This is a genomic window from candidate division KSB1 bacterium, from assembly GCA_034506255.1.
GTDB classification, from domain to species: Bacteria; Zhuqueibacterota; Zhuqueibacteria; order Zhuqueibacterales; family Zhuqueibacteraceae; genus Coneutiohabitans; species Coneutiohabitans thermophilus.
The window spans coordinates 1-24,392 of sequence record JAPDPX010000009.1; the positions used below are offsets into that span (position 1 = coordinate 1).

Consider the following 24,392-nt stretch of genomic DNA (forward strand, 5'->3'; position numbering starts at 1 on the left):
GGGCCGTTATCTGAATTGCCATTCGGTTGCCATTTCCGGCTGGTCGCCACAAAAGTGCGCGCTGAAAAAAGTTCAAAAATATCTCTTACTGTGGCAAGCTTCAAGATGGGTTCACCGGGTGGATACCAAGCATTGAACGTGCCGGTGGCTTTAGGAAACCAGCAACGCGGCAGCAAGATCGTTCAACAACCGGCGGCAAACGTCATCCGTCACATGGAAGGGCTGCAGGGCGCGGTCGGTGCGGCTGCCGGCGTACCGGCTGAACACCAGCACGCCGCCCTGTTCCAGCAGGGCTTCATAATATTGAATCGCTTCCGCTTCGCGATAGGGGGTGGCGCTGCGCACCTGCGCACGATTGGTGGTTTCATCCAGCTCGATCAAACGAAAGGATTCGAGCAGATAGGTCACACGCTGCTCCAGAACCGCCGCCTGTTCCGCCAGCAGTTCTTTCACCGGTTTGGCCGCGGGCAGGGAGCTGGTGCGCACTGCCGTGATTTTGTTGACCAGATAACCGAAGCGGTCGAAGTCTGCCAGTTCGATCTTGAGATGGATGCCGTCCGTGATGTCCTCATAGAGCCAGCCGCCCGGCGGCAGGGGCGTGAGCGCAGGGGGCTTTTCGTGCGGGCCGCGACGCAACTGCGCGAGTTCCGCCACGACCTTCATGCCGAGATTCATAATGCCTCCAGAAGTTTGAAAGAAGGGATGAGGTTGCTGCCTTACTCCATTTCCGTCTCCTTGTGTTGTTCGCCGTCGTAGGTCAACAGCGTCTTGGTCTCCTCCAGCACGGTTTCCAGGTGCACGGGACGGGTCCAGATGCGGTAGAGGTTCTTCATCGTGTCGCGGGCCTCGTCGAGTTTGAGGTCAATGCCTTCATGGCGGTGGCGGAGATAAAGCTCGCCGCGATTTTTGTAGTTGCCGTCTTCCACGAAAATGAACGGCTGGCCGTGATTGGTCAGCATGAACAGCAGACGCTGCTTGATTGCCTGAAACTGGCGGTCGCTGATTTCATAGTAGCCGCTGCGTTCGTTGTAGTCATAGACGAACAGCTTGTGCTCGCGGCAGAATTCCGGCGTCAAAAAGGCGTCGATGAAGGTGACGTCGTTGTAGAGTTTGCGCACTTCGAAAATCTTCTGCCGCCCCAGACCGAGCTGGGTGTCCCAGGCTTTTTTGACCTCGTAATCGTCACACTCTTCGTACTCCTTGCCGAACTTGCCGCGATTCCAGCGGTCCTCGATGTCGCGAAACAGTTCGATGCCGAGTTTGTAGGGATTCAGCCGCCCCGGGCTGGTGTGCAGCGTGCCGGAATGATGATCGGCGTAGTCGATGACTTCGGAATCCGAGAGAATGCGCTCGGTCATCATCTTGGAATGCCAGTAGCTCGCCCAACCCTCGTTCATGATTTTGGTTTGGGCCTGCGGCGCAAAATAGTAGGCCTCCTCGCGGATGATGCTGAGCACGTCCCGCTCCCACTTTTGCAGAGGCGCATGCTCGATCAGGAACTGCAGCACGTCGCGCTGCGGCTTTTCGGGAACTTTGCGCAGTCGTTTCCTGCTCTCTTCCTCCTCCTTGCGGCGCTGTGCGGCCAGGAATTCGGGCGGGTTGATGAATTCATCGAGGTAGTCTTTCGGGCTTTTGAATTTGATCTGTTTGGGCTCGGCCGGCGGTTCGTCCTCCGGCTGCGCTGCCGGCGCGCTGCCATTGCCCATGAACGGCAGGTGCGGATCGATCAGATTCTCCAGGCTCAGGCAGACATCAATGAAGTTCTCGACCGTTTCTTCCCCATACAGTTCGATGTAGCGCCGCACCCGGGTGGCGTGGTTCGCCATCTCATCCATCATCTTGCGGTTGGTCTTCGAGAACCACAGGTTGTTCTTGAAGAAATCGCAGTGCGCATAGACATGCGCCATCACCAGTTTCTGGTCGACAATGTTGTTGCAGCGCATGAGGTAGGCATAGCAGGGGTCGTTGTTGATCACCATCTCGTAGATTTTGGCCAGGCCGTAGGAGTAGCTTTTGGACAGCTCTTCATACTCCATGCCGTGGCGCCAGTGGGGATAGCGCGTCGGAAAACCGCCGTAACTGGCGATTTCGTTGAGCTCGTCGTAATCAATGACCTCGAAGATGGTCTCATAGAAATCCAGGCCGTATTCGCGGGCGTAACCCCGGATTTCATCCTTGATGGCGGCAAGATCGGGAGGCAGGCTCATGGCTTGCTGGCTTGGGTTGAAGATTCGGTACGTGCAACGAACAATCTATGAATGCCGCACTCTGGCCGCGGCGAAACGTTATTTGCCTTTTCCCAAAAACTCCTTGATCGATTTGTAGATCGCCTCCTTGTCAGGGATTTCCGAAAGCACCAGCTTTTCTTCGGCGTCGAAATAGTCGTCCAGATCGCGAATGAACTGGCCGCTGCCGTAGGGGCTTTCCACCTGGCCGTAGCAAAAGAGGTTGACCACCGGCAGCAGCTTCTTTTCCAGAATTTGGATGCACTCGTCGGTGTCGATTTCGCCCCAGTTGTCGCCATCGGAGAAGTGCATCATGTAGATGTTCCAGTCGTCGGGGCTGTAGTCTGCCGTCACAATGGCATGGGCGAGTTTGTAGGCGGAGGAGATGATGGTGCCGCCACTTTCGCGGGTGTGGTAGAAAGTCTCCTGATCGACCTCGCGTGCCACGGCATCGTGGATGATGTAGCGCGTCTCGAGATTTTTGTATTGATAGCGCAGCCAGGTGTCGATCCAAAACGATTCGATGCGCACGATCTCTTTTTGCTCGTCGCCCATCGAGCCGGAAACATCCATCATGTAGATGATGACGGCGCTCGCCTCCGGCATCGGCACGGTTTTCCAGGTGCGGTAGCGGCGGTCTTCGCGATAGGGGATGATGCGCGGACTTTCGGGATTGTAGGTGCCGCTGATCAATTGCCGCTTGAGTGCCTGCTTGTAGGTGCGCTTGAAATGCCGCAGCGATTCCGGGCCGGTGGTGCTGATGCCGATGTATTTGTCCTTCTCGCTGATGATGTTCTTCCTGCCCTTCGGCGAGATGTTGGGCAGCTCCAGCTCTTCCCCGAGCAATTGTGCCAGTTCCTCCAGCGAGACATCGACTTCGAGCAGATGATCACCCGGCGCTTCGCCCGCCTTGCCCGTGCCCGGCTGATCATCGCTGCGGCCGATGGGCGTGCCGGGGTCACCATCACCCTGGCCCACACCGCCGGTGCTCTTGCCGGAATAGCGGAAGCGCGGCAGATTGATCTGGTGCACCGGAATGCTGATGAGGTCCTTGCCCTGCTTGCCGATCAGCTCGCCGCGACTGATGTATTTGCGCAGCTCTTTCTTGATCTGCCCGCGCAGAATTTGCCGGAACCGGCTGCGGTCTTTTTCGATGCGTTTGACCATGAAAGACTCAAGAAGTTCAAAGGCAAACAAGCGTTGGAGATTTGAGACTATCGCACCAACATCATCTTCGCCACTCTTCTTTCCTCGCCAAAACTGACCTCGGAAAAGTACATGCCGCTGGCGACGGCTCGGCCAAGCGTGTCGCGGCCATCCCAGGTGATGTTGTGTTGGCCTGCATTTCGAAACTCGTTGACCAGCTCTTTTACCATTCTACCGTTCACATCGTACACCCGCACCGCGACAACGTTTTCAGCCGGAAGAGAAATGAATCTGCGTCGAGGGATTAAAAGGATTCGGATGAATTTTCACGGCGAAGGCGGGTCTGCACGTTTCCGCCACAAGTGCCTCTTCCTCCTGCGCAGGCTTTTGCGCGCCTGTTTCAGCCAATTCGTAAACATGAACCAGCGTGCCGTTGACTTTGGCCACGTTTAGATTGGAGAGCTTCAGCGCAAGATTGATCTTTTGGCCGCGCAAGGCTTGCAATGGAAAAACCAAACGCGCATTTTGCTTCGATTCGCCAACAACCGCGATCGGTGGTAGAGCAATATTGGCAAGCGCTAAGCCTGTTTCCGCTGAAGAAACTTCAAAAGCAGCCAGCAGCGCCAGATTTGTATTGTCCCGTAATTGTCCGGCATCGCGACTAAGGAGATGGAGCGAGAACGCCAAACTATCCGCGCTCGGTGACAACAACATATCGGTCACACTCATTGTCGCTGCTAAATCAACGGCCGGAAGTGAGTCTTTCGCGACATTGGAAAAGGCAAGGCTTTTCTTATTACCGTCCTCGATCATTTCGAAACCGTCGATTTGTAACATCAGCTTCGTGGAATCATTCAAGAAATATGCAATGCGGCGATGATACAGCAAATCCTCTTCGCTGCTGCTCTTGCTCAAACCTCCTGAAGGCCCGACGGTGAGCGCGTAAGGAGCAGAGCCGGCACTGCGCCATACTCCTAATGCCGTTGCGCCCGGGGGATTCGCGATCGAAAGTGAAGCGTCCGCGCCGTTGCTCGCGATGATCGTGCCTAAAGCCGCGCCTTCCCAGCTTGTGCCGTTGTATCGTCGCTTGCGAATATTTTGGCCGGCGCTGTTATCGTAGCAAAGGGCTGTTGCTGCGCTGCCGGCGTGGCCCGTAATGCTGGGGCGAAGCTGATCGTAGCTGTTGCTCACCAGCATTGCCATGGCGTTGCCAAGGTTTTTGCTGTGATAGATCGCTTGATGAAAATAGACTTCCGATTCGAGCGCTTGCCAAACGACGTGACGGTCGTTGTTGCCGGCAATCGCGTAGGAAGAGTATTGATTGTTTGACGCGAACGGATCCGTGCTAATATCGGCGGCCGCGGTCCAAGTATTCAAGCTTCCGTTAAAGCTTTGATGATAGATATCGCTGCCTTGATCCCAGGTGACATGAAACTTGTGAGTGGGGACTTCATTATCGAGCCGGTAGACCAAGCTGGGATTGCGCGCGCTGGTGTTGCTGGTCACGTTCTTTTCAGCTTCCCACACGCTGCCGTTTGCGCTGGTGGAGCGCCGGGATTTGATGCTGCTGCCGGTGCGATAAACCACCACCATCTCTGGCGTGGGATCTGTCGGCATGTTGATGGCAATTACCGGAGTGGGAGGGCTCGAGCTTGAAATTGCGCTTTGGACCGTACGAATGTTGGTGTCCCAACTCGAGCCGTTGAAATGGCGCAAAAGAACATCATAAGTGTTCGTGCCGGTGTTGCGCTGCCAAACGACAAAAAGCTTGCCGGAGCGCTCGGCGATACATGGAAATTTGCTGCTGCCGTTGCCGGCGCTGAGGCGCTTATAACTGCCCCAGGTGCTGCCGCCATCAGTGGATTTCTGATAATAGATTTCCCCGGTTGTTTCATAAACAAGATGGTAAACTCCACCTGAATCTCGCACAATCTTTCGACTGCTGTTCGAGGCAGTTGCATCAACGCTGTTGCTGGCAAGATAGCTACTGTGGAACGTTGCAGTCATCGTTGTGACAGAGGCGGAAATGTTGGTGATGGCAAAGCCCGTGGGGTCGCCGCCAATTGTCGTCGGTGTTGGTGTAGAGCAATTTGTTGGTGCTGGATCTCGCCTGGCGCTGTTGGGAGTTGTCGCGATGGAAAAATTCGTATTATTGTTGCTTCCTGGAAACGGATCGCCAGGATCGCCGACAGAAAAGATCAAAGTGGGATCGCTGCTTCCAACCGTATAGCTGGTGGTCAAACTATTGTCCGCCCATCTCAAGCGCTCGATACTGCGATCATTGCAGCCGATTGTAGCATAGGGTTTGGTGTTGAAAATCAACAAGCCACCTTTCACTGCATTGGGGTCCCACCATCCCGGCAGAAAGCTGTTGAAGCCGGTGTATTGGCGATTTTCAACGACAAATTGTTCGCCGCTCGCGTTGTCGGTGAAGCGGTAGAAATCCGTCGCGTTGGGAATGTCGATTTGCGTGTTGATGTATTGAATATTCTCCGCCATATTATTCGAAGTGATGTCGGTAGCGTTGGCCCAACCCACGCTTACTTTGCGTGCTGCCAAAAGATGTGATTCACATTCGCCCTTGCGCTTGGGGCCGATGTCGGTTCGATGCATAGTTGACCAATCACCGGTAGCATAGTGAGTAAAATTCACGCCGGTTTGATCCGACCAATTGCCCAGGAAAACGAGGCCCAGAGTATGAAAGATTTCGTGAACATGCACACCGACGTGGCGAAAGGTCGGCGTGCCGGTGGATACTCCTCTGGCACGTTCAAAGGTGTTGTAGCATCCCATGAAATTGTTATAATTGAAGAGAGGAGAGCCCGATGGCAAGGCAGTCGACGGAATACGATAATCACTGGGACCACCGAAGTTGGCGGAGCCATGCCAAGTGTTCTCAGATTGACCATTCAGATCCTGGGAAGCAATAACACAGATGATGTTATAATTGCAGTTCCAGTTATTGCTCACGGCCTGCGCTATCGCAGTTGTTATCATCAAATAGGTATTATTGAGATACGTCGCGCTTGATCCCAAATTCAGCCACGTGAGCACACCCCTGCCATTGGCCGGATTGACGACTTGCCCGGTGATCTGAATCAAGCCGTGGGAGTTCTCTTGATACCAGTCCTTCACACTGCCGTAGACGTCTTCTCCATCGGGAGAAGTCACCGAATTCGGCGTTGTGTAGTAGAAGTCATCCGAGAATAACATATTCTCGAAATGCAGCTTCAGATACCCATTGGGAAGGTCGGGTGTTCGGGTAAAGTGTAGGCGATCCGTGAATTCAACCAAGATCACACCCACTGAAATCGTAGCCGGCAAGGACGGTCTTATATTTGGCCCGGAAACAGTAGCGCTAGGCGTGCCGAAGCAATTTCCTTCTTGCGCATCGGCTACCGTGGTCATGGCAGCAAAACCACATATCAACGCAAGCAGCAACTGTTTACTGGGATTGCATGATGCCTGTCCGTTCATCTGATGAGAACAACTTTCCGGCTGGTTATAAATTCTCCAGCAGTGACTTTAATCAGATAAATTCCTGTACGCAAAATTTTCCCGTCTTGATTGCGACCATCCCAACTTAAAGTTAGCTTACCGTCTTGAGGAACGAAACCTTGAAAGCCACGAACAATCTTCCCGGTGAGATCATAGATTCTGATCGTGGTTGGTATATTGGGCGTGGCTTTTAGGTCGAATTGCACACTATCACCAAAGGGATTTGGGAAAAGAGTAAATGCTGTTGGAATGCCTGAAGACTGGTTTGCAGCATCATTATCAGAAACTGCACTTGTAAGCACTTCACCCAAACCGCCATTTTTACTTACTTGTTGAGCAAAAATGCCCCAACCGCTACCGGTGCCGATCTCATACCAAGCCACAATGCAGCCTCCATTTCCATCAGATGAAACTCTATGACTTCTTTCAGAATCAGGCCGCAAGCTAACTCCAGCATCATTACTCCAGATCTGATTTCCGTTCTGACCTAAAGACTGAGCGTAAATGTCTCCTTTTTGTGTACGCCCATCTAGCCATACAACGGTTATTTTCCCATTGTTTCCGAGGCAGGTTTGTTCGAATGCTCTTGATGAAGGATATATGCTTACGGGCAAGCCTCCATAGTCAAAAATTAACTTTCCCTCAAAAATTAATACGCTGGACATAGATATTATCAAAAGCGCCAGAAAGTGCGCGATAAATAATAGCTACATCCTGATGATCATTGACTAAAACTTCGGGTGAAAAAGTTTGCTCATAAACTGAGTCGGTTATGGCAATGCCAGTTGTTGGCCAAATGTTCGCTCCAGCACCATCATAGCGAAAAACACGTGTTCTGAAAATTCGTCCATTTGTCGGTCGGTAAGCAATTTGTTCATGTGCCGTCCAAAAGAACCCACCGGAATTATCACTCGTCAGCACACCCCAAATTCCGACAGACATAGGAATGGCAGCAGGCCAAAGAAATTCTCCGTTTTCATTCATGCGCTGGATGACTATTCCAGTGCTTTGGGTGAAGGCACAGAACAGGCCGTCAGAGCCATCCGTGACGACTTGAGTCCGTGTATAATTGAAGACATAATGTGCAATTTTTTTTCATTTTGTTCCCACAAAAGCTGACCGCTTGACGAGACGCGGTTGCCGAACATTTCTTGAATGCCATCGCCATTACGATCTTCCACCCAAAATACAAAAGCGCCGCCCTTGTCGTCAGCCAACAATGCAACGGGCAATTGAGAGGAGTCACTTTGCGCTGGGCGAACGCCGCTGTTTCCCCACAGCAATGCGCCGGTTGAATCCACGCGCTGCACGAGCGTGCGTGCCACCCATTGTCCATTGATGACGCGGGTATCATAAAACAGCACAATCGCCGTGCCCTCGCCGCCATAGGTGAGAAAGAACGGCGTGGATTGATCGAACTCCTCGCCAGCTAATGAGATTCCGCTTTCAGAGAAAGATTTATAGCCGTAGCGATTCAAATGCTGCATGCGCAGCAGTCTTCGGTTGCCCGAGGTGCCGGTTTCCCAAACAATGAAAGATCCCCCGTTGCCGTCGATACAAATTTCCGGATTGATGCCGCCGCCGGCAACTTTGAGGTTCTGGCTGGGGTCGGTGGACCATTGCGACAAACTATCTTCGGACAGCAATAAAATGCCAATTTTGGTCGCCAGAAATGCCTGAGCCATTTTCATTATGAAGTCTTTCCGCATGTTGGTTTGAAGGCTATCGCACCAAATGCTCATTCATATATTGAAATATGACCCCGGAGTTCAAAACGCCTGTCATTGTGCGATAGCGCCAGTCTTCGCCATATGGATTTTATGGATTGCTGGAATCTCAAACTCCATTCATCCATCAATCCATCAATCCATTCATCCATCAATTCAATTCGCTCTCTCTACCGATGCTTGACGTCCCCTCGCGCAAAAATACTGGCCACGTAATTCAGCACGTCGGTCGCGCTCTCATCGGTGTAGCCGTAATACTTGATCATGCGCGCCTTGACCACGTCGATTTTCTCCTGGGTTTCCTTGTCCACCACGCTGGAGATCAGCGTGGTCAGCTTGATGGTGTCCTTCTGGTCTTCGAAGAGTTTGAGCTCCAGGGCTTTTTGCAGGCGTTCGTTGCTCTTGTAGTTGAAGGTCTTGCCTTCGAGCGCGAGCGCGCCGATATAGTTCATGATCTCGCGGCGGAAATCGTCCTTGCGGCTCTCCGGAATGTCGATCTTTTCTTCGATCGCGCGCATCAGCCTTTCGTCCGGTTCCTCGTCCGCGCCGGTGTATTTGTTCTTCACGCGTTCGCGCTGGGTGTAGGCTTTGACGTTGTCGATGTAATTGCCGCACAGCCGCTTGAGCGCGTCTTCATCGGCGGCGATGGCGCGCTGCACCTCGTTCTTCACGATGTCTTCGTATTCTTCCTTGACCACGGCGAGCAGCTCCTTGTAGCGTTTGCGCTGCTCGTCGCTGGTGAGCAGCGAGTGATGTTTCAGCCCGGCCTCCAGCTCGTTCATCACCATGAAGGGGTTGATGCTCGTCTGGCTCTTTTCACTGACCAGGGCGTTGGAGATTTTGTCCTGAATATAGCGTGGCGAGATGCCCTCCATGCCCTCGCGTGCCGCCTCGGTGCGCAGCTCCTTGATGTTGTCCTCGGTGAAGCCCGGCAGGGTTTTGCCGTTGTAGAGCTTGAGCTTTTGCAACAGGGTGAGCTGGGCCTTGCGCGGCTCCTCCAGGCGGGTGAGCACCGCCCACATGGCGGCCATTTCGATGGTGTGGGGCGCGATGTGCTTGCCCTTGATGCGCTGCGGGTTGTAGTCCTTTTCGTAGATCTTGATTTCGTCGCTCAGCCGGGTGATGTAGGGCACGTCGATCTTGACCGTGCGGTCGCGCAGGGCTTCCATGAACTCGTTGGAGAGCAGCTTGCGGTATTCCGGCTCGTTGGTGTGGCCGATGATGACTTCGTCGATGTCGGTTTGCGCGAATTTTTTCGGTTTGATCTTGTGCTCCTGCGAGGCGCCGAGCAGATCATACAGAAAAGCAACGTCGAGCTTGAGCACCTCGATGAACTCGATCAGGCCGCGGTTGGCGATGTTGAACTCGCCGTCGAAATTGAAGGCCCGCGCGTCCGATTCGCTGCCATACTCGGCGATTTTACGGTAGTTGATGTCGCCGGTGAGCTCGGTGGAATCCTGGTTTTTCTCATCCTTGGGCTGGAAGGTGCCGATGCCGATGCGGTCTTTTTCCGAGAGGATCAGGCGCTCGACCCGCACGTCCCGGATGAGATCGATCCACGAGCCTTGATGCTGCTTGAGCAACTCGCGGTAGGTTTGCCGGCAGAATGGGCAGAGCTCGCCGGTGAGGTTGATCTGCTGCTCGGTGTTGCGCCCGATATTCAGGCGTTCCAGCAGGCGCGGGCGAATCTCCTCCGGCACCAGGTGCAGCGGCTCTTCGTGCATCGGGCAGCGCTCCCACACTTCCTTGCCGTTGACGTGCTGGCGCCAGGAGAAAGTGTAGAGCGCGCCCTCCGGGGTGCGCGAGTAATGTTCCAATCCCTTTTTCAACAGGCGCACGATGGTGCTTTTGGCACTGCCCACCGGGCCATGGAGCAACAGGACGCGCTTCTCGGTGCCGTAACCGCTGGCCGCCGCCTTGAAAAAGTTCACGATGCGCATGATGGTGCGCTCCAGGCCGTAGACCGCATCGCGGCCGTTGTCGATCGGGTCATCGAAAAATTTGTATTTGACCAGGCGTTCCTTGAACTCGATGATTTCCTCGCGGCCGTGCGACAGGATCATGTCATAGATTCTTTGAAATGCGGTGCGCGTCACCGCCGGGTTCTGCCGCACAATCCCCAGATAATCCTCAAACGTGCCGGTCCAGTTCAGCTCACGATATGTTCTTGTATCATGCAACCCGTTGATGATGCTCAGCAGGCTGCCGGCATCCGTGGGAGTGAGAGTTTCTGACATTGGTATGAACCTCCATTTCCATGAAATTATATGCAGACCTGGGTCTGGCCAAATCAGGGGGTGACATGGGTGCCAATGACTGCAGCGCGACAACCGGCAAAGGGTGCGGTGCTCCAGCCGTCGTCGTTACACGCTCTGCTTACAGTGATTGGCCAGCAACGAAACGAAATCGCAACGACATCTGCTGTGGTAGGAGAACGATCGCTTCGGAACGTCAGCTAGGGTTGCAGTGTGAAGAGGTAGTTCGCCCGGCGCCTTGCTCGGTCAGCTTGCCGGTGTACAGAAAGGTCAATGACAAGATTTCAACACGTATGACGACAAAAAAAGTCGAACCCGAAGAATTCGACTTTCAAAGACAAAGAGCGCTGGAAAATTGTGAAGCGATACTACAAACGCGGCGGATAAAAGTCAAGCCATTTCTCCGGCAATCTCGAAAATGGCTTGCACCCGGCCTTGTCGCGGCCGGCGCCGGATGCAGCCGGGTGCTTCCAGCACCGGACACTGCTACTTTGCGCTGCGCAGTCGCTGCAACCCTCAGCCTGCTCTGGCCCTCCCGCCTGCCGGTATTGACTATCGGAAAGCAACTGCGAACCCAGGGTGCTTAACATGAAGATGAGCAATCTCGCCTCCCAATTTCCCATGGGCCGCGTGCCGTTTCCGCCCCTGGCCGTGCAGCCTTCAAACTGAAGCGCCAGAACAAAAGTTCCCATGCTCTCTCTCCGCGTGAAGGCGGGGCCCACCTTGCGCCAACCAGCTGCCACCGCGACAGTGCTTGCCTGAAAAGCCACGAGCCCCGCCGGGGCGCAGTGCGGGTGGCAGTATACATTTGTCAGTATAGAATCTGCAAATCCGCGGCTTAGTCCTTATAAATAATCAATCTTAATCATCAGCTCGAGGAACCTGCGGGAGCATTCTCGCATGGCGCGAAGGGATTTCTACGGGATCGCCTGGGCTGCAATGTGAACGATGCAGCAGGAGCGCTGCGTTCACGGACGCATGAACGAGACAAGGCGCTCTTGGGAAATCCTCCCGGCTGATTCGAGATGACAAGCCTTCTCCGCCGGCAAAGCGGCTGAGCGCAAATCGATTTTCTCTGAAAGGGAATCACATGCGAAAAAGTATTCCGCCGCGCCTCCTGCCCCTCGCCTTTCTGAGCGCGGCGACCCTGCTTCTGCCCGCTGCCAGCCATGCCCAATTGCTCACCGATTTCAAAGCCCGGTTCGCCAGCATGGTGATCAAAAAAGCCACGTTTGAAAATCTCGGCACGTTGGACGTTGACTTCTATCGCCACAATTTCGAAGTCGAGCTCGGTATCGGGCAGGCCTTTGTGGGCGCGACGTATCAATATGCCACCAAGGAGGTGCACACCCGCAAGCTCGGCAACTCTTTCGGCAAGCGCGAAGACGGCGTGATGCTCACTGCCGGCTACAGCCACCTGCTCTCCAGCCTGGCGCGCGTGGAAGCTTACGGCCGTCTGGGTGTATGGGGTGATACCAACCCCGCGCAGGCGCTTTATGCCACCGACAGCGACCTGCGCCTGAGCCTGATCCTGTTTGATCCCGACGGCTTTGCAGCCATTTCACGCCGCGCTGTTTTTCCCTCGGCACAAGTGGGCGTGAACGTCAACAAATACGGCCGGGTGCAGGGTCTGGCCGGTGTGGGCTTGTGGTGGAATCATCTGGGCGCCTACCTGAGCGGCTTTCAATCCTTTAATGGCGTGGAGGATGCCCGCCATCCCGGCAGGGACGCGGATAAAATCTTTGCCAATCTCAAGAACAGTGGCGTTACGTTTTGTATGACCTACGAGCTGCGCGAATTCATGCTCCTGGCCCGGCAAAATTACGCTCTGCAAAACGGCGGGCATGACTTCACCATCAGCCTGCAGTATCAACATTTCTTTCGGAAGCAGAGGTGATTCATGATTCGGCTCTTCCGGCGTGTTTTCCTGATCGCGCTTTTCGCCTCGGTCTCCGGCGCCTGGGCGCAATGGTTTCCCATCAAACAATCGCTCGCGAACAATGTTGCAATCCTGCGGGAATCCCCGCACGTGTTGGTGCTGTATCATCACCTGCTGCAGGATTCCGTCATCGTGACGCTGGCGCCCGCACCGGACGCCGACATTCACGGCGGTTTGGAATTCCGGCGCGGCAGCAATCCCTACCGGGTTTGGATCACCACCCGGCGTTTTTGGCAAAGGCCAGTGCTGGCGGAGGACGGCGGCCGCAAGTTTTTCCTGGCGGGTTTTACCAAGGCATTGCGCCCGCCCTTGCCGGAGGCCGCGCCCTCAAAGGACCCTCTCAAAACTATACCGCCTCGCGAAGCAGTCACCAGCCGCCTTGCCCAACCTTCTCCGGCGAATCCCGTGGATACAGCCGCGGCGTTGCCACCACCGCTGCTGACCACAGAAATGGTCGAAGAGACGGCCATCGCAGACACCCCGCCACCGCCCGCGCCCTCCGCGGCTTCCCCGAATCCTTTCGCCGAAAGAGCTGAGAAACCCCGGCCGGCCGCTCGTGCGCAAACTGCGCAGCGGCCATTGCCGCCTCAATCCGCGCCGCAGCCGGCCGCACCGGCCGAGTCCGAAAGTCAGGAGGAAGACTGGCGGGCGCAGCTTTATGCCGAGGGCGTCGCGGCCCTGAATCAGGACGACTTGAGCGGTGCGCTGACGGCGTTTGAGCAAATCCATGCCGCAGACCCGGCGTATCGCGACGTTGCCGAGCGAATCCGCAGCATCGAAGCGATGCAGCAACAGGCCCGGGAGGCAGCACATGCGCGAATCTGGAACGCGCAAATGGATTCACTCTACCGTGCCGCGCGCGACCATGAGAACCGCGGTGACTGGCAGCGCGCCCTCGCCGACTTTGAGGAGCTGGAACGCCGGCAGCCCGGCTATCGCGATGTCACCAGACGTCTGGAGCGCGTACGCGCCGAGCTCAACCCGGCAAAACCCCGGAGCTTGACGCCGCCGGCCTTGACCGAACAGAGCGCGAAGACATATCTCATCAGTGCGGTAATCGCCGTGGTGGTGTTGCCGCTGCTCAGCTTCGTCATTTTCTCTTCGACCACGCGCTCACGCTACTATCTGCTGCGCGGCAACTATGCCGCCGCGGCTTCCATCTACGAAGTCATGCTGGCGCGCCACCCCAACCGGGAAAAGCTCTATCTGCCTTTGGCGCACATTTACCTGCTGCTGGGCCGTCGCGACGAGCAAGCCATCAAGGTCTACAATACTGTCCTGCGGCTGAATCTCGCCACGCCCAATCAGGAAATATTGAAGGAGATCGTCGCGAAAAATCAGCCGGGCAGAGGCCCGTCAACACAGCCCTTCCCCAGGGTGGATGACAAAGCCGGGCCGCCCGCTTCCGGTTCGGAGTCGCAGTCACAGCCACAGCCACAGCCGTAATACGGCATACCTGCCGCAACTAAGCTTTACCGGACACGGCTCAACATCACGTGCCGCCGTTTTATCGGTGATGAGCCATGAAACCTGTCCGGCGTAATTTCCCTGTTGCACACGGCATCCGCCGGGGTGGAATCACATCTCCTTTTCGGAGACGGTTATGCCGGAGGCCGGTTGTTCCGTGCCACGGCCGGGCTTCATTTGCTCTTTCGCTTTCACGACACAAACGATGTTCGTGGTAATGTCGCTCAGCCCTGCTCTCTGCAGGCTGCGCGGCGCCTTTTGGTGGCAATACCACACGTTGTTGTCGTGCCGCACAGCGGGCCGGATTTGTTTGCGTTCCGCCCGCCGCGCGGTGCACAAAATTCCCCTGTGCGCAATTGTTCTCGCATGCGCATCATAAAACCCTGCCGCCTTGCCCTCTTCCGGATGACCAGCGCAGCCGGCTTGTCCCGGCTGCCCCAAGCCGCCTTGCCTCACAAGCGGTGGCACGACAGGCTGCGCTCCACCGCCGGTTTCCCAGCACCGGTTATGCTGCCGATCGTGCACCCGCCTTTGCGCAAGTTGGGACTGGATTCCTGGGATTTTTTTGTTACATTCGGCCACCTCATTCGAAACGACTGGCCAAATGCTCAGGAATAACCGCATGCAAATTGTCACTGCTCCGGCCCGGCCGCCGGTCTTTTGGGTGCGCCATCTGCCGATTTACGGGGACGTGGTGCTGGCACCGATGGCGGGCTTTTCCGATTTGCCCTACCGCATGATTGCACGCGAGTTTGGCAGCGCCATGGGCTACACCGAGTTTGTCTCGGTCGATGGCATTCTCCAGGGCAATCCCAAAACACTGCGCCTGCTCGATTTTCATCCCTCCGAATATCCCATGACGTTTCAGGTGTTCGGCAGCGATGAAAACAAGATTGTCGAGGCCTGCCAGCGCATTGAACAGCTCGGGCCGCACCTGATTGATTTGAACATGGGCTGTTCCGTGGCCAAGGTTTCCGGCCGGGGCGCGGGCGCGGCCTTGCTCTGCACGCCCGGCAAGATCGGCCGCATTTTTAATCGGCTCTCCAAACTGCTGTCCGTGCCGGTGACCGGCAAAATCCGGCTGGGCTGGGATCACAAGTCACGTAACTTTCTCGAGGTCGCCAAAGTTCTCGAAGACAACGGCGCGGCCCTGATTGCCGTGCATGGCCGCACCAAGGCGCAGGCCTACACCGGTGCGGCCGACTGGGATGCCATCGCGGCGATCAAACAAGCCGTGAAGATTCCCGTCATCGGCAATGGCGATGTCAAATGCGTGGCTGACATCCAGCGCCTGCAACAGCACACCGGCTGCGAGGCGGTGATGATCGGCCGCGCTGCCATCGGCAATCCCTGGATCTTTGCACGCAAGGATCGCCACGAAGTCACCTTCAGCGAAAAAGCCGCACTCATTCGCCGCCACCTGGGCTTGATGCTCGAGTACTACGGCCGGGATTACGGCCTGGTTCTCTTTCGCAAACACGTGGTCAGGTATATCACCGAAATTCAAGGCGCCAGCAAGCTGCGCGCCGCCCTCGTCACCTGCACCGCGGCGGAAGATTTTATCGCCCTGCTGGCAGAGGCGGAAGCCGGCCAGCAGGAGCTGCGCGCGGCGTGAGATGCCGCATCCCAAGACAGCCCGCGTTTGTTTGAACTGCGCAAAATCACAATGCGGCTCTGCTGTCGGCAAACCAATGCAGACAGGGGGCTCAATGTCACCGGCTTTTTCAAACAAGTCCTGACAGGACGTTGCCCGCGTTCCTTGCCGGTGGCACCGGGGCACCTCCTGATAAAAACAGCCCGCCTGTATGTGCCACTCATTTTTTTGTAATGCGAACTAGTGCACTGTAAACGTGAATTCTGTAGTCCCCGTCCCTTGTGGGTGGCTGTTCAAAGATGAATTTTTGCTACTTCAGCAGCGTCCCCAAAGAGGCGGGGCTACAAAAATTAACGTAACAGGGCAGTAGTTGGGCCTCGTGTATTGGTGGCAGTTTTTGATACAATCTTCGAGGAGTCTGTCAATGCGGTAGCCGGCTTCAATCTGCCGGCCGTGATATAGAATCGGTGGCGATACTTCGCCATCCACTCGCAAACCGCACTCGCGCAGTTTTTAAGCAGAACACTGTTGGCAGGCCAACCCCGACGCGTGAAGCCAGCCATGCCACTCTCTTTGCTTTTTTGGCGCGCTTGGCGCGCTTGGCGGTTCAAAAAATCTTTGCGATTGTGATAGTTTTGCCAGGACAATACCACCGAACCCAAAAAGCTCGAGGATGATCAACGTGCAAAACAAACGGCGCTGTCCCTGGTGTGGCGATGACCCGCTTTATGTCGCCTATCATGATCAAGAATGGGGCGTGCCCGTGCATGACGATCGGCGGCTGTTCGAGATGTTGATTCTCGAAGGTGCGCAGGCGGGCTTGAACTGGCTCACGGTTCTGCGCAAGCGCGAGAACTACCGCAAGGCCTTCGCGAATTTCGATCCGGCGCGCGTGGCCCGGTTCGGCCCCCGGGAAATCGCCGCGCTGCTGCGGAATCCCGGCATTGTGCGCAACCGCCTGAAGATTCATGCGGCGGTGGCCAATGCCCAGGCCTTTCTGCTCGTGCAGAAGGAATTCGGCAGCTTCGACCGCTACATTTGGCAATTCGTGGGCGGCAAGCCGAAAAAGAACCGTTGGCGGGAACTGAAGGAGCTGCCCAGCCGCACGCCGGAATCCGAGACCATGAGCAAAGACCTGAAACGCCGCGGTTTTTCATTCGTGGGTGCGACGATTTGTTATGCTTTCATGCAGACAGTGGGCATGGTGAATGATCATGTGACAACTTGTTTTCGCTACCACGAGGTGTGACAGCTTCGTGCGGGGGGGGAACTGTCGGAATAATTCCATCTGAATTTAGCACCCGGATTGATCCCTTCCGCGAATAACGCCGATTTGATCGCGACGCCGAACGATCCAGAGGGTGATGCATAAAAAATTTTGCAGGCAAACTTGCGGTCAACTCCGTCAGGGGTGACCTGTTTGGTCCTCTTCAAAAAACCGCGCCAGATCAGCAGAAATTCTACAGGCCACTCCTCACGGAGCCTAAAGACGCGCAAGCTTCCCCCGGTCTGCAAACGGTTCCCTCCGGACGGAATTTTGTGAACACGCCATTTCCTCCGGGGAACTGCGAGCCAGCTCAGGCCTCAGCCCGCAATTTGAATCACAGCCCAGTCCAGAAACTGCTTGCAAAATCCCTCCAAAATCTCTTACATCTCCCCATGAACCAACGCGATGGCGATGCGATGATTGCGCGGCTGCACGCGCAATGGCGAAATTCCCTGCAGCATTTCACTCCGCGCCGCAACCTGATCGCGAATGTCCCGGCGCCATACGGCATCCATGCCTTCATCACCAGCAGCATCGTGGCCGCGCCGCCCGGCTCCTGGCAGCATATTGCAAAGCTGGCCGGCCACTGCCGGTTCCATCATCACTGCCGGCAGCCTCGCCGTTTATGCTGCACAAGAAAACTTTATCAGAGTCGTTTTTCTGCCGGGCTTCCGACCGGCAGTCTGCAACAGGCCGCGGACTTGTGGCAGCCCGGCAATTTCGTCGTGTCATCGCAAAAGCCATGCTCGGCGGTTTCATTGCCACCTTTGCCTTGCCGATCATGACGAATCAACCCTCCACCTTGCAAGCAGAGCGGCATGATGACGCGCAACGGCACGCGGAACGTCGCCCGCCCTCTCCACCAGGGTAATCCGGCTGTAAGACAGGCAGAGAGGCCGGGCTGCGCAGGCGAACCGGGCAGACGCACAGCCTTGTCCACAAGCACTGCGCCGCGCCGAAGTGGTCGGTGAAGGATTGCCATTCCTGGCGCGGCCTGCCGCCGCAGCCAATTTGTCAACCGCGAAGCCGCCAAGGACGCGAAGTTTGGCATCAGATTTATCTTTTTCTCTTTGCGTTCCCCACGTCTTTGCAGTTCAAAAAAACTTCGCAGGCATGATAGTTTTTCCCGGGTAATACCATACAGCGATGGAACGAGTTGACATTTGCATCATCGGTGCCGGCCCGGCGGGGATTGCGACCGCTGCGGCGCTCCTCAAACTGCGGCCAGCGATGCGGGATCATATCCTGCTTCTCGAGAAAGACAAACATCCCCGTCACAAACTTTGCGGTGGCGGCCTCACGCCCTGGGTTGACCAACTGTTGCGTGATCTTGATTTGACCGCGCCGGCACCAGATTTTTGCGTCGAGCGCGTGCGGTTCTATCTCAACGATGAGCCGCTGCTCTTCGAAATTCCCGGATTGATGCGCACCATTCGCCGCAACGAGTTTGATGCCGCGTTGGCGGAGTGTCTGCGCCGCAAAGGGGTGCGGCTGCTGGAGAACACGGCGGTGCTCGCACTGCACGAAAAGGCCGATGGCATCATCATCTCCACCACCCGCGGTGATTATCACGCCGGCCTGGTGGTGGGCGCGGATGGCGCCAGGAGTCTGGTGCGGCGGCAGTTTTTTCGGGCCTCGCCCTCGCGGGTGTCACGCTTGCTGGAAGTGCTGGTGCCGGCGGCCGGCGCAGCCGCGGGGGAATTCGAGAGCCAGACCGTGGTCATCGATTTCCGCCCGATGCGTCAGGGCTTGCAGGGATATGTGTGGGATTTTCCGTGCTGGGTGAACGGCATGCCGCATCTCAATGTGGGACTGTTCGACAGCCGGGTTTACGACGGGCAAAACAGCGGGCGCGCGCATCTGCCGGATTTGCTCGCGCGCCATCTGGAAGCGCGCGGCTTTACGCCGACGACACCGCTGATGGGACATCCCGAGCGCTGGTTTCATCCGGCGGATCAATTCAGCCGGCCGCGTGTGCTGCTCGCAGGCGAGGCGGCGGGCATCGAACCGTGGCTGGGTGAAGGCATCTCCGCAGCGCTGGCTTACGGCCAGGTGGCGGCGGAGGCCATTGTGCATGCTTTCGAAGCGCGTGATTTTTCACTGGCAGACTACCGCCGCCGTATTCTCCGGCATCCGCTCGGCCGGCTGCTGCGGCGCAACCGCCTGATCGCGCGTTTGTTTTATGCACCGCGCTTTCACGCCCTGCTGCCGCTGTTTGCGCGGGTGCTGCACCGTTACGTCACGCTGAAACACAGGTGGACAGCCGCAAAAGAAAAGGGCCGCTGATGCCGGCAGCGCATCAACGGCCCGCGACTTTGGTGGAGACGGCGGGAATCGAACCCGCGTCCGAAGGCCAGTCAACGGAAACTTCTACATGCTTAGTCTGTTGCTCAATCTCGCATGCCTGACCGCAGCAGACAAAGGTCATCGCATGCCAGCCTGTGGATTCTCGCCCGCGATACCCAGACACAACCGCGGGCCAGCCACTGTTGTGACGCTCATTCATCCCCGAGTGGCGCGAGGCTGATGAGCGTGCCACCTAGTTGAAATTAGGCAGCAACAGCATACGCATAGTTGTCTGCGTTTAATTTTGATGCCCGGATATTTAACGAGGCTCCAGACAACCTCGACATGCTGTTCCCGCTTCCTCGACCCCCGTCGAAGCCATGTCGTCCCCATTTGCCGTTTTATTGAACGCGCCAAAATACGAAACCGTTTCACCCGAAGCAAGCCGAAATTCTTCGGAAATTTCCTGCAGAAGGCATCTGCCGGATCGCAGGATAAAGCCACGGTCCAACCGAGGCGGAACGGTTGTTCTTTGCGAAACCCCTGCGGCTGCGCCTGCCGGCAGGTTTTGGCTTTTGGATTTTTATCGCTTCGAAAAAAGTTGGCCGCATGGGGCTTCCAGTCTGCAGGCAGACGTCTGCGCTGCATTTTCATCGTGCTGGATGTACCAGTAGACATGACCCCAACCGGAAATTTTTGATGCCCGGCATACACGAGATTTTGCACAAATACTTTGGCCATGCTGCGTTTCGTGGCCAGCAGGAGACCATTATTCGCCACGTCCTGGCCGGCGGCCACGCCCTGGTCATCATGCCCACCGGCATGGGCAAATCACTGTGCTACCAGATTCCCGCCCTGATGCCGGGCGGCTTTGTCCTCGTGCTGTCGCCGCTGATCGCGCTGATGAAGGATCAAGTCGATGCCCTGGTCGCCAAAGGCATCGCCGCCGCCTGCCTCAACTCCTCGTTGAGTCGCAGCGAACGTGAAGCTCGCCACGCCGCGATCGCCGCCGGCGCCTATTGTCTGCTCTACGTTACGCCCGAACGCTTTCGCAAACCGGAGTTTCTCGACGTGATTCGCACGCGGCGGGTTTCGCTGCTGGCCGTGGACGAGGCCCATTGCATCAGCCAGTGGGGCCACGATTTCCGGCCCGACTATTCCCGCGTTGGCGAGATTCGTCGCCTGCTTGGCAATCCCCCCACCCTGGCGTTGACCGCGACTGCCACGCCGGAAGTGCAGCAGGACATCATCAGCCAGCTTGGGTTGTCGCGCGACCAGATCAAGCTCTTTCATGAAGGCATTGCGCGCCCCAATCTCCATCTTGCAGTGCGACAGGTGTGGGGGCAGGAGGAAAAGCTGGAGCACCTGCTGGCGATGTCACGGCGACTGCCGGGCAACGGCATCTGCTATTTTGCCCTCATCAAAACCCTGCAGGAATTCGGCGGACGCCTGCAGTCGCGGGGGCTGACCGCTTTGCAATACCACGGCGACCTGGACAGCGCTGAGCGCAGGCGCGTGCAGAACAAATTCATGCAGGGCGAAAATCAACTCGTGCTCGCCACCAATGCTTTTGGCATGGGGATCGACAAGGACAACATCCGCTTCGTGGTTCATGCCGAGGTGCCTGGGTCGCTCGAAGCCTACTATCAGGAAATCGGTCGCGCCGGCCGCGACGGCCAACGCTCCGATTGCCTGCTGCTTTATGACGAGCAGGATTTGCTCATTCAAATGGACTTTCTCAACTGGAACAATCCCGATGCCGCTTTCTACGACCGGCTTTACCGCCTGCTGCTCGAAGATGCCGAACAGGTCAATGCCTGCGGCCCGGAAGGACTCAAGGAAAAATTGCATTTCAAAAACCGGCATGATTACCGCCTGGAAACCGCGCTCGGCATGCTCGAACGTTATGGCGTCATCACCGGCAGTCTGGCGAACAAAGACCTGGCAGTCATCGGCGAACTGCCAGAGGAGCTTGCGGATCAAGCCTGGCTGGATCAGAAATTGAAGCGCGAGCAGCGGCGGCTTTACGCGCTGGTGCAATATGTCAAACATCAGGGTTGCCGCAAGGCGTTCATTCATGAGTATTTCGGCCTGAAGCATGCGGACACCTGCGGTGCCTGCGACTGGTGCCTGGCAGCGACGGCCTGAGACCGGCTGTGCCGCCTGATCCGTGTCCGTCGTGGCGGCACGAAATGTGAGAGACTTCATGTTGATTGGCGGGGATGACGAATGGCAGCCCCCGGCCGCAGACGTTGCGCAAGAGCGCTTCACCAGGCCACCGCCTGCCTTCCCCTGTTTTCTCCCAGGAAAATTGCACTGCCGCGAAATCGTTTGCCGGGATTTTCTTGCGAGCTCCACTTTCGCGGAAGGTTTTTGCCTGCCGGGATAAAGGTGACCCGCCTTCCCGCGTGCAGGGACCTCGCAAAGAGTAACCGTAACTCGAAATGGCGTTCCGGCGACCGTGCCGGCGGCAACAGCGCGGCATGCAGGTGCGAGCAACCGGCAGGCTTGCCTTTTCAGCAAAATCTGGTTATAATGCGCGCGCGTCAGGGTATTGCTTTAAATTGGACAGGCAGCTTGGTTTTGGGCACGGAAGACTCTGTAGCAACCATTGGAGGGTTTTATGCCGCGATTCATGTTGCTGTGGCTGGCGCTCATGCTGATTGTCCCGGGTCTGCTGTCCACCACGCAGGCACGGCAGGCGCAGGACGAGAAGGTCTTTCAGCAGATCTTTGGCAAAACGCAGGAGAGATTTGGCCAGGCCAAATCGGTGCAGGCCGACATTCTTGCGCCCGAGGCGTTTGGCCGGGCGCTGAAGAAGTACAATGAAGCGCGGGAAGATTTCCGCCGCGGCCGCGCGCTGGCAGACATCAACCGCAAGCTCGGTGAAATCAGTGTGGATTTGGACGCGGCGGTGAAAACCGCCAATCTCGGCAAGGTGGCGCTCGAAAAAGTGCTGCGCGCGCGGGATGATGCCCTGAAAGCCGCGGCCGAACAAAACGCCGCGGAGAAGTTCACGCTGGCCGACAAGGTGTTTGGCGAGGCCACCCGCCGGCTGGAGGGGGGTGATGTCAACGCCGCGCAAAAGAAGGGCGAGGAAGCCGAGCAGCTCTTTCGCGAAGCGGAATTGCATGCAATCAAAAACAGTGTGATCGGCAGTGTGCGCAGCCAGCTCGTGCAGGCGCGCACGGCCAGGATGGACCGCCTCGCGCCGGAGACATACCGCAAGGCGGAAGCACTGTTGGCGGAGGCGGAGAAGATTCTCAATACCAACCGCTATGCCGCCGGCTCGGCACGCGAGAAGGCGGAGGCGGCGGAATATGAAGTGCGCCACGCCCGGCATCTCGCCGAACAGATCCAGCGCGTCAAAGTTGACGAGACGCAATGGGAGAAATTTCTGCTCTCCTTGGAGCAGAAGATCGCCAGCATCGCCGCCGCGCTCGATTTTGAGCCGCAGTTCGAACAGGGCCTGGACAAGCCGGTGAACGATATTCGCGAGGCGGTGAAATCGCTGCGTGATGACCGCCGCAGTCTGAGTGAGGAAGTGGGCAAACTCGAAAGCCGCCTGGCGGAACTCAGCAAAGAGCTCAACACCATTCGCGAGGCGCAGGCCGGCCTGGAATCGCAGCTTGAAAAAGAAAAGCGCCGGCAGCAGGAGCTGCAGCGCCGCGAAGAGCGCATTAAAGCGGTGGAAACCATGTTTACGCCCGAGGAGGCGGTGGTGACGCGCGAAAACGACCGCCTGCGCATCCGTCTGATCGGTCTCGTCTTTCCCTCCGGCAAGGCGATCATCATGCCGGAATATTTCCCCCTGCTCACCAAGTTGCAGCGCGCCATTCGCGAGCTGCCGGATTGCTTCATTTCAGTCGAGGGGCACACCGATTCGCGCGGTGATGATGCCAACAACCAGCGCATCTCGACCGAGCGCGCGCTGTCGGTGCAGCAGTATCTCGTGGCCAACATGAATCTGCCGGCCAATCGCATTCAGGCGGTCGGCTTCGGCGAGAATTTCCCCATTGCCAGCAATGACTCCGAAGAGGGCCGTGCCCGCAATCGCCGCATTGAAGTGGTGTTGACCCTGCCGCAATGAGCCGGCGGCCGCCGCCCAAGCGACCGTTGCCTGCAACGGGAGCCGGAAATCTGTGATGGTCAAAGGGTGATCGTGAACGATCACCCTTTCTTTTGGGGGCCCACCCGTTGTCGAATACCGCCCGTGGCAGGTACAGCCCGGATTTTGCCCTGGTGTCGTTCATGGCCGCGGTGGACACTGATTGGATCACATCATTATTCCCCCGGGGTGGCGCACAAAAAATTTTACACCAGGCATGAGCTGTCGGATGCGCCGCCTCCCGCCTGCGTCAATTCAAATGAAAAACATCTGTCGTGTCTTCGGAGTGCCGTGCAATCGCGCGGGGACTTTCCGGCGAACCTTTTCATGCCTGCAGAATGACGCCGCGCCGAATTGCCGGTTTCGAGCGAAGGGAAGGCCGGGGTGCAAAATTCAGATATAACCTGCATTTTGCATGCGGGTTTGCTGTTCCCTGGAATAAACGGCGTGTTCACCAAGCTCCGCCAGTTATGCCGTTCGAAGTCAAGCAAGACTTTTTTCGAATGTGGAGCGGCCCGGACTGCGAAATTCGCCCGTTTGCCGAAGGCGTCACGGCTTCTCTCCCACGAAATGGCTTTTTCCGCGGGATTTCTGCTTTCGTGGGCGGATGGCTTGCGTTTGATCCTGACTCCGATGGTTGAGTCACTATTGGGCTGTAAACAGAGCGTTCCGAGCGGGGTGGTTGGGCGCTGCAAGCAAATCGACGTTTCTCGCGGAGGGGGCAATTTGGGTGCAAAATTCAGGTATAAACCACGACTCCAGGAACAGGGTGCAGGCTTACGCAGCCTCGCACCACAGCGGGTAAATCCCTGCTCAGCAAATGCCGCGGCAGGCAAGCCGGTGGTGTCGCGAGGTGAGAGTTGACAGGAGGGCCTGTCAT

The 24,392-nt window shown here is 56.8% G+C and carries 17 protein-coding genes and 1 other RNA gene; 8 read left to right on the plus strand and 10 right to left on the minus strand.

Annotated elements, in window-relative coordinates:
• Positions 1-150: 150 nt before the first annotated feature.
• The 9 genes from ONB52_17890 to ONB52_17930 form a co-directional block, all read right to left on the minus strand.
• Positions 151-675 (minus strand): hypothetical protein, encoded by a 525-nt coding sequence (locus ONB52_17890; GenBank protein MDZ7418006.1) that lies wholly within the window; start codon positions 673-675, stop codon positions 151-153.
• A 41-nt stretch (positions 676-716) separates the two neighbouring features.
• Positions 717-2,207, minus strand: coding sequence for a SpoVR family protein (locus tag ONB52_17895; protein MDZ7418007.1), 1,491 nt, complete (start codon positions 2,205-2,207; stop codon positions 717-719).
• Between the two features lie 78 nt (positions 2,208-2,285).
• Entirely contained in the window at positions 2,286-3,392 is a 1,107-nt protein-coding gene (locus ONB52_17900; GenBank protein ID MDZ7418008.1) for a DUF444 family protein, read from the minus strand.
• Between the two features lie 47 nt (positions 3,393-3,439).
• The gene (locus tag ONB52_17905) at positions 3,440-3,601 is read right to left on the minus strand and encodes a hypothetical protein (GenBank protein MDZ7418009.1); all 162 of its coding nucleotides are present in this window, start codon (positions 3,599-3,601) and stop codon (positions 3,440-3,442) included.
• A 40-nt stretch (positions 3,602-3,641) separates the two neighbouring features.
• Entirely contained in the window at positions 3,642-6,779 is a 3,138-nt protein-coding gene (locus ONB52_17910; GenBank protein MDZ7418010.1) for a hypothetical protein, read from the minus strand.
• A gap of 65 nt (positions 6,780-6,844) precedes the next feature.
• Positions 6,845-7,534 (minus strand): T9SS type A sorting domain-containing protein, encoded by a 690-nt coding sequence (locus ONB52_17915; protein MDZ7418011.1) that lies wholly within the window; start codon positions 7,532-7,534, stop codon positions 6,845-6,847.
• The gene (locus ONB52_17920; GenBank protein MDZ7418012.1) at positions 7,512-7,853 is read right to left on the minus strand and encodes a hypothetical protein; all 342 of its coding nucleotides are present in this window, start codon (positions 7,851-7,853) and stop codon (positions 7,512-7,514) included. Before ONB52_17920 ends, ONB52_17915 begins: the two co-directional genes overlap by 23 nt.
• 11 nt (positions 7,854-7,864) lie before the next feature.
• Complete coding sequence (locus ONB52_17925; GenBank protein ID MDZ7418013.1) at positions 7,865-8,560, minus strand: hypothetical protein; 696 nt, start codon at positions 8,558-8,560, stop codon at positions 7,865-7,867.
• Between the two features lie 206 nt (positions 8,561-8,766).
• Complete coding sequence (locus ONB52_17930) at positions 8,767-10,833, minus strand: serine protein kinase (protein MDZ7418014.1); 2,067 nt, start codon at positions 10,831-10,833, stop codon at positions 8,767-8,769.
• 1,108 nt (positions 10,834-11,941) lie between these two features.
• Here ONB52_17930 and ONB52_17935 point away from each other — a divergent pair.
• The 6 genes from ONB52_17935 (at position 11,942) to ONB52_17960 (ending at position 19,404) form a co-directional block, all read left to right on the plus strand.
• The gene (locus ONB52_17935; protein ID MDZ7418015.1) at positions 11,942-12,748 is read left to right on the plus strand and encodes a hypothetical protein; all 807 of its coding nucleotides are present in this window, start codon (positions 11,942-11,944) and stop codon (positions 12,746-12,748) included.
• 3 nt (positions 12,749-12,751) lie between these two features.
• Positions 12,752-14,236, plus strand: coding sequence for a tetratricopeptide repeat protein (locus ONB52_17940; protein MDZ7418016.1), 1,485 nt, complete (start codon positions 12,752-12,754; stop codon positions 14,234-14,236).
• Between the two features lie 643 nt (positions 14,237-14,879).
• On the plus strand, positions 14,880-15,872 hold the full coding sequence (dusB, locus tag ONB52_17945; protein MDZ7418017.1) for a tRNA dihydrouridine synthase DusB: 993 nt from the start codon (positions 14,880-14,882) through the stop codon (positions 15,870-15,872).
• Between the two features lie 661 nt (positions 15,873-16,533).
• Complete coding sequence (locus ONB52_17950) at positions 16,534-17,100, plus strand: DNA-3-methyladenine glycosylase I (GenBank protein MDZ7418018.1); 567 nt, start codon at positions 16,534-16,536, stop codon at positions 17,098-17,100.
• A gap of 290 nt (positions 17,101-17,390) precedes the next feature.
• Positions 17,391-17,903, plus strand: coding sequence for a hypothetical protein (locus ONB52_17955; GenBank protein MDZ7418019.1), 513 nt, complete (start codon positions 17,391-17,393; stop codon positions 17,901-17,903).
• A 361-nt stretch (positions 17,904-18,264) separates the two neighbouring features.
• On the plus strand, positions 18,265-19,404 hold the full coding sequence (locus tag ONB52_17960; GenBank protein MDZ7418020.1) for an NAD(P)/FAD-dependent oxidoreductase: 1,140 nt from the start codon (positions 18,265-18,267) through the stop codon (positions 19,402-19,404).
• A gap of 30 nt (positions 19,405-19,434) precedes the next feature.
• Here the strand turns inward: ONB52_17960 and ssrA are convergent.
• Positions 19,435-19,795: a transfer-messenger RNA gene (gene ssrA / locus ONB52_17965) on the minus strand.
• A gap of 308 nt (positions 19,796-20,103) precedes the next feature.
• On the opposite strand from ssrA, the gene ONB52_17970 reads away from it, so the two are divergent.
• Together ONB52_17970 and ONB52_17975 are read left to right on the plus strand one after the other, a co-directional pair.
• Positions 20,104-21,552, plus strand: coding sequence for an ATP-dependent DNA helicase (locus ONB52_17970; protein ID MDZ7418021.1), 1,449 nt, complete (start codon positions 20,104-20,106; stop codon positions 21,550-21,552).
• A 475-nt stretch (positions 21,553-22,027) separates the two neighbouring features.
• A complete protein-coding gene (locus ONB52_17975) occupies positions 22,028-23,494 on the plus strand; it encodes an OmpA family protein (protein ID MDZ7418022.1) in 1,467 nt (488 codons plus the stop codon).
• The last annotated feature ends 898 nt before the right edge of the window (positions 23,495-24,392 follow it).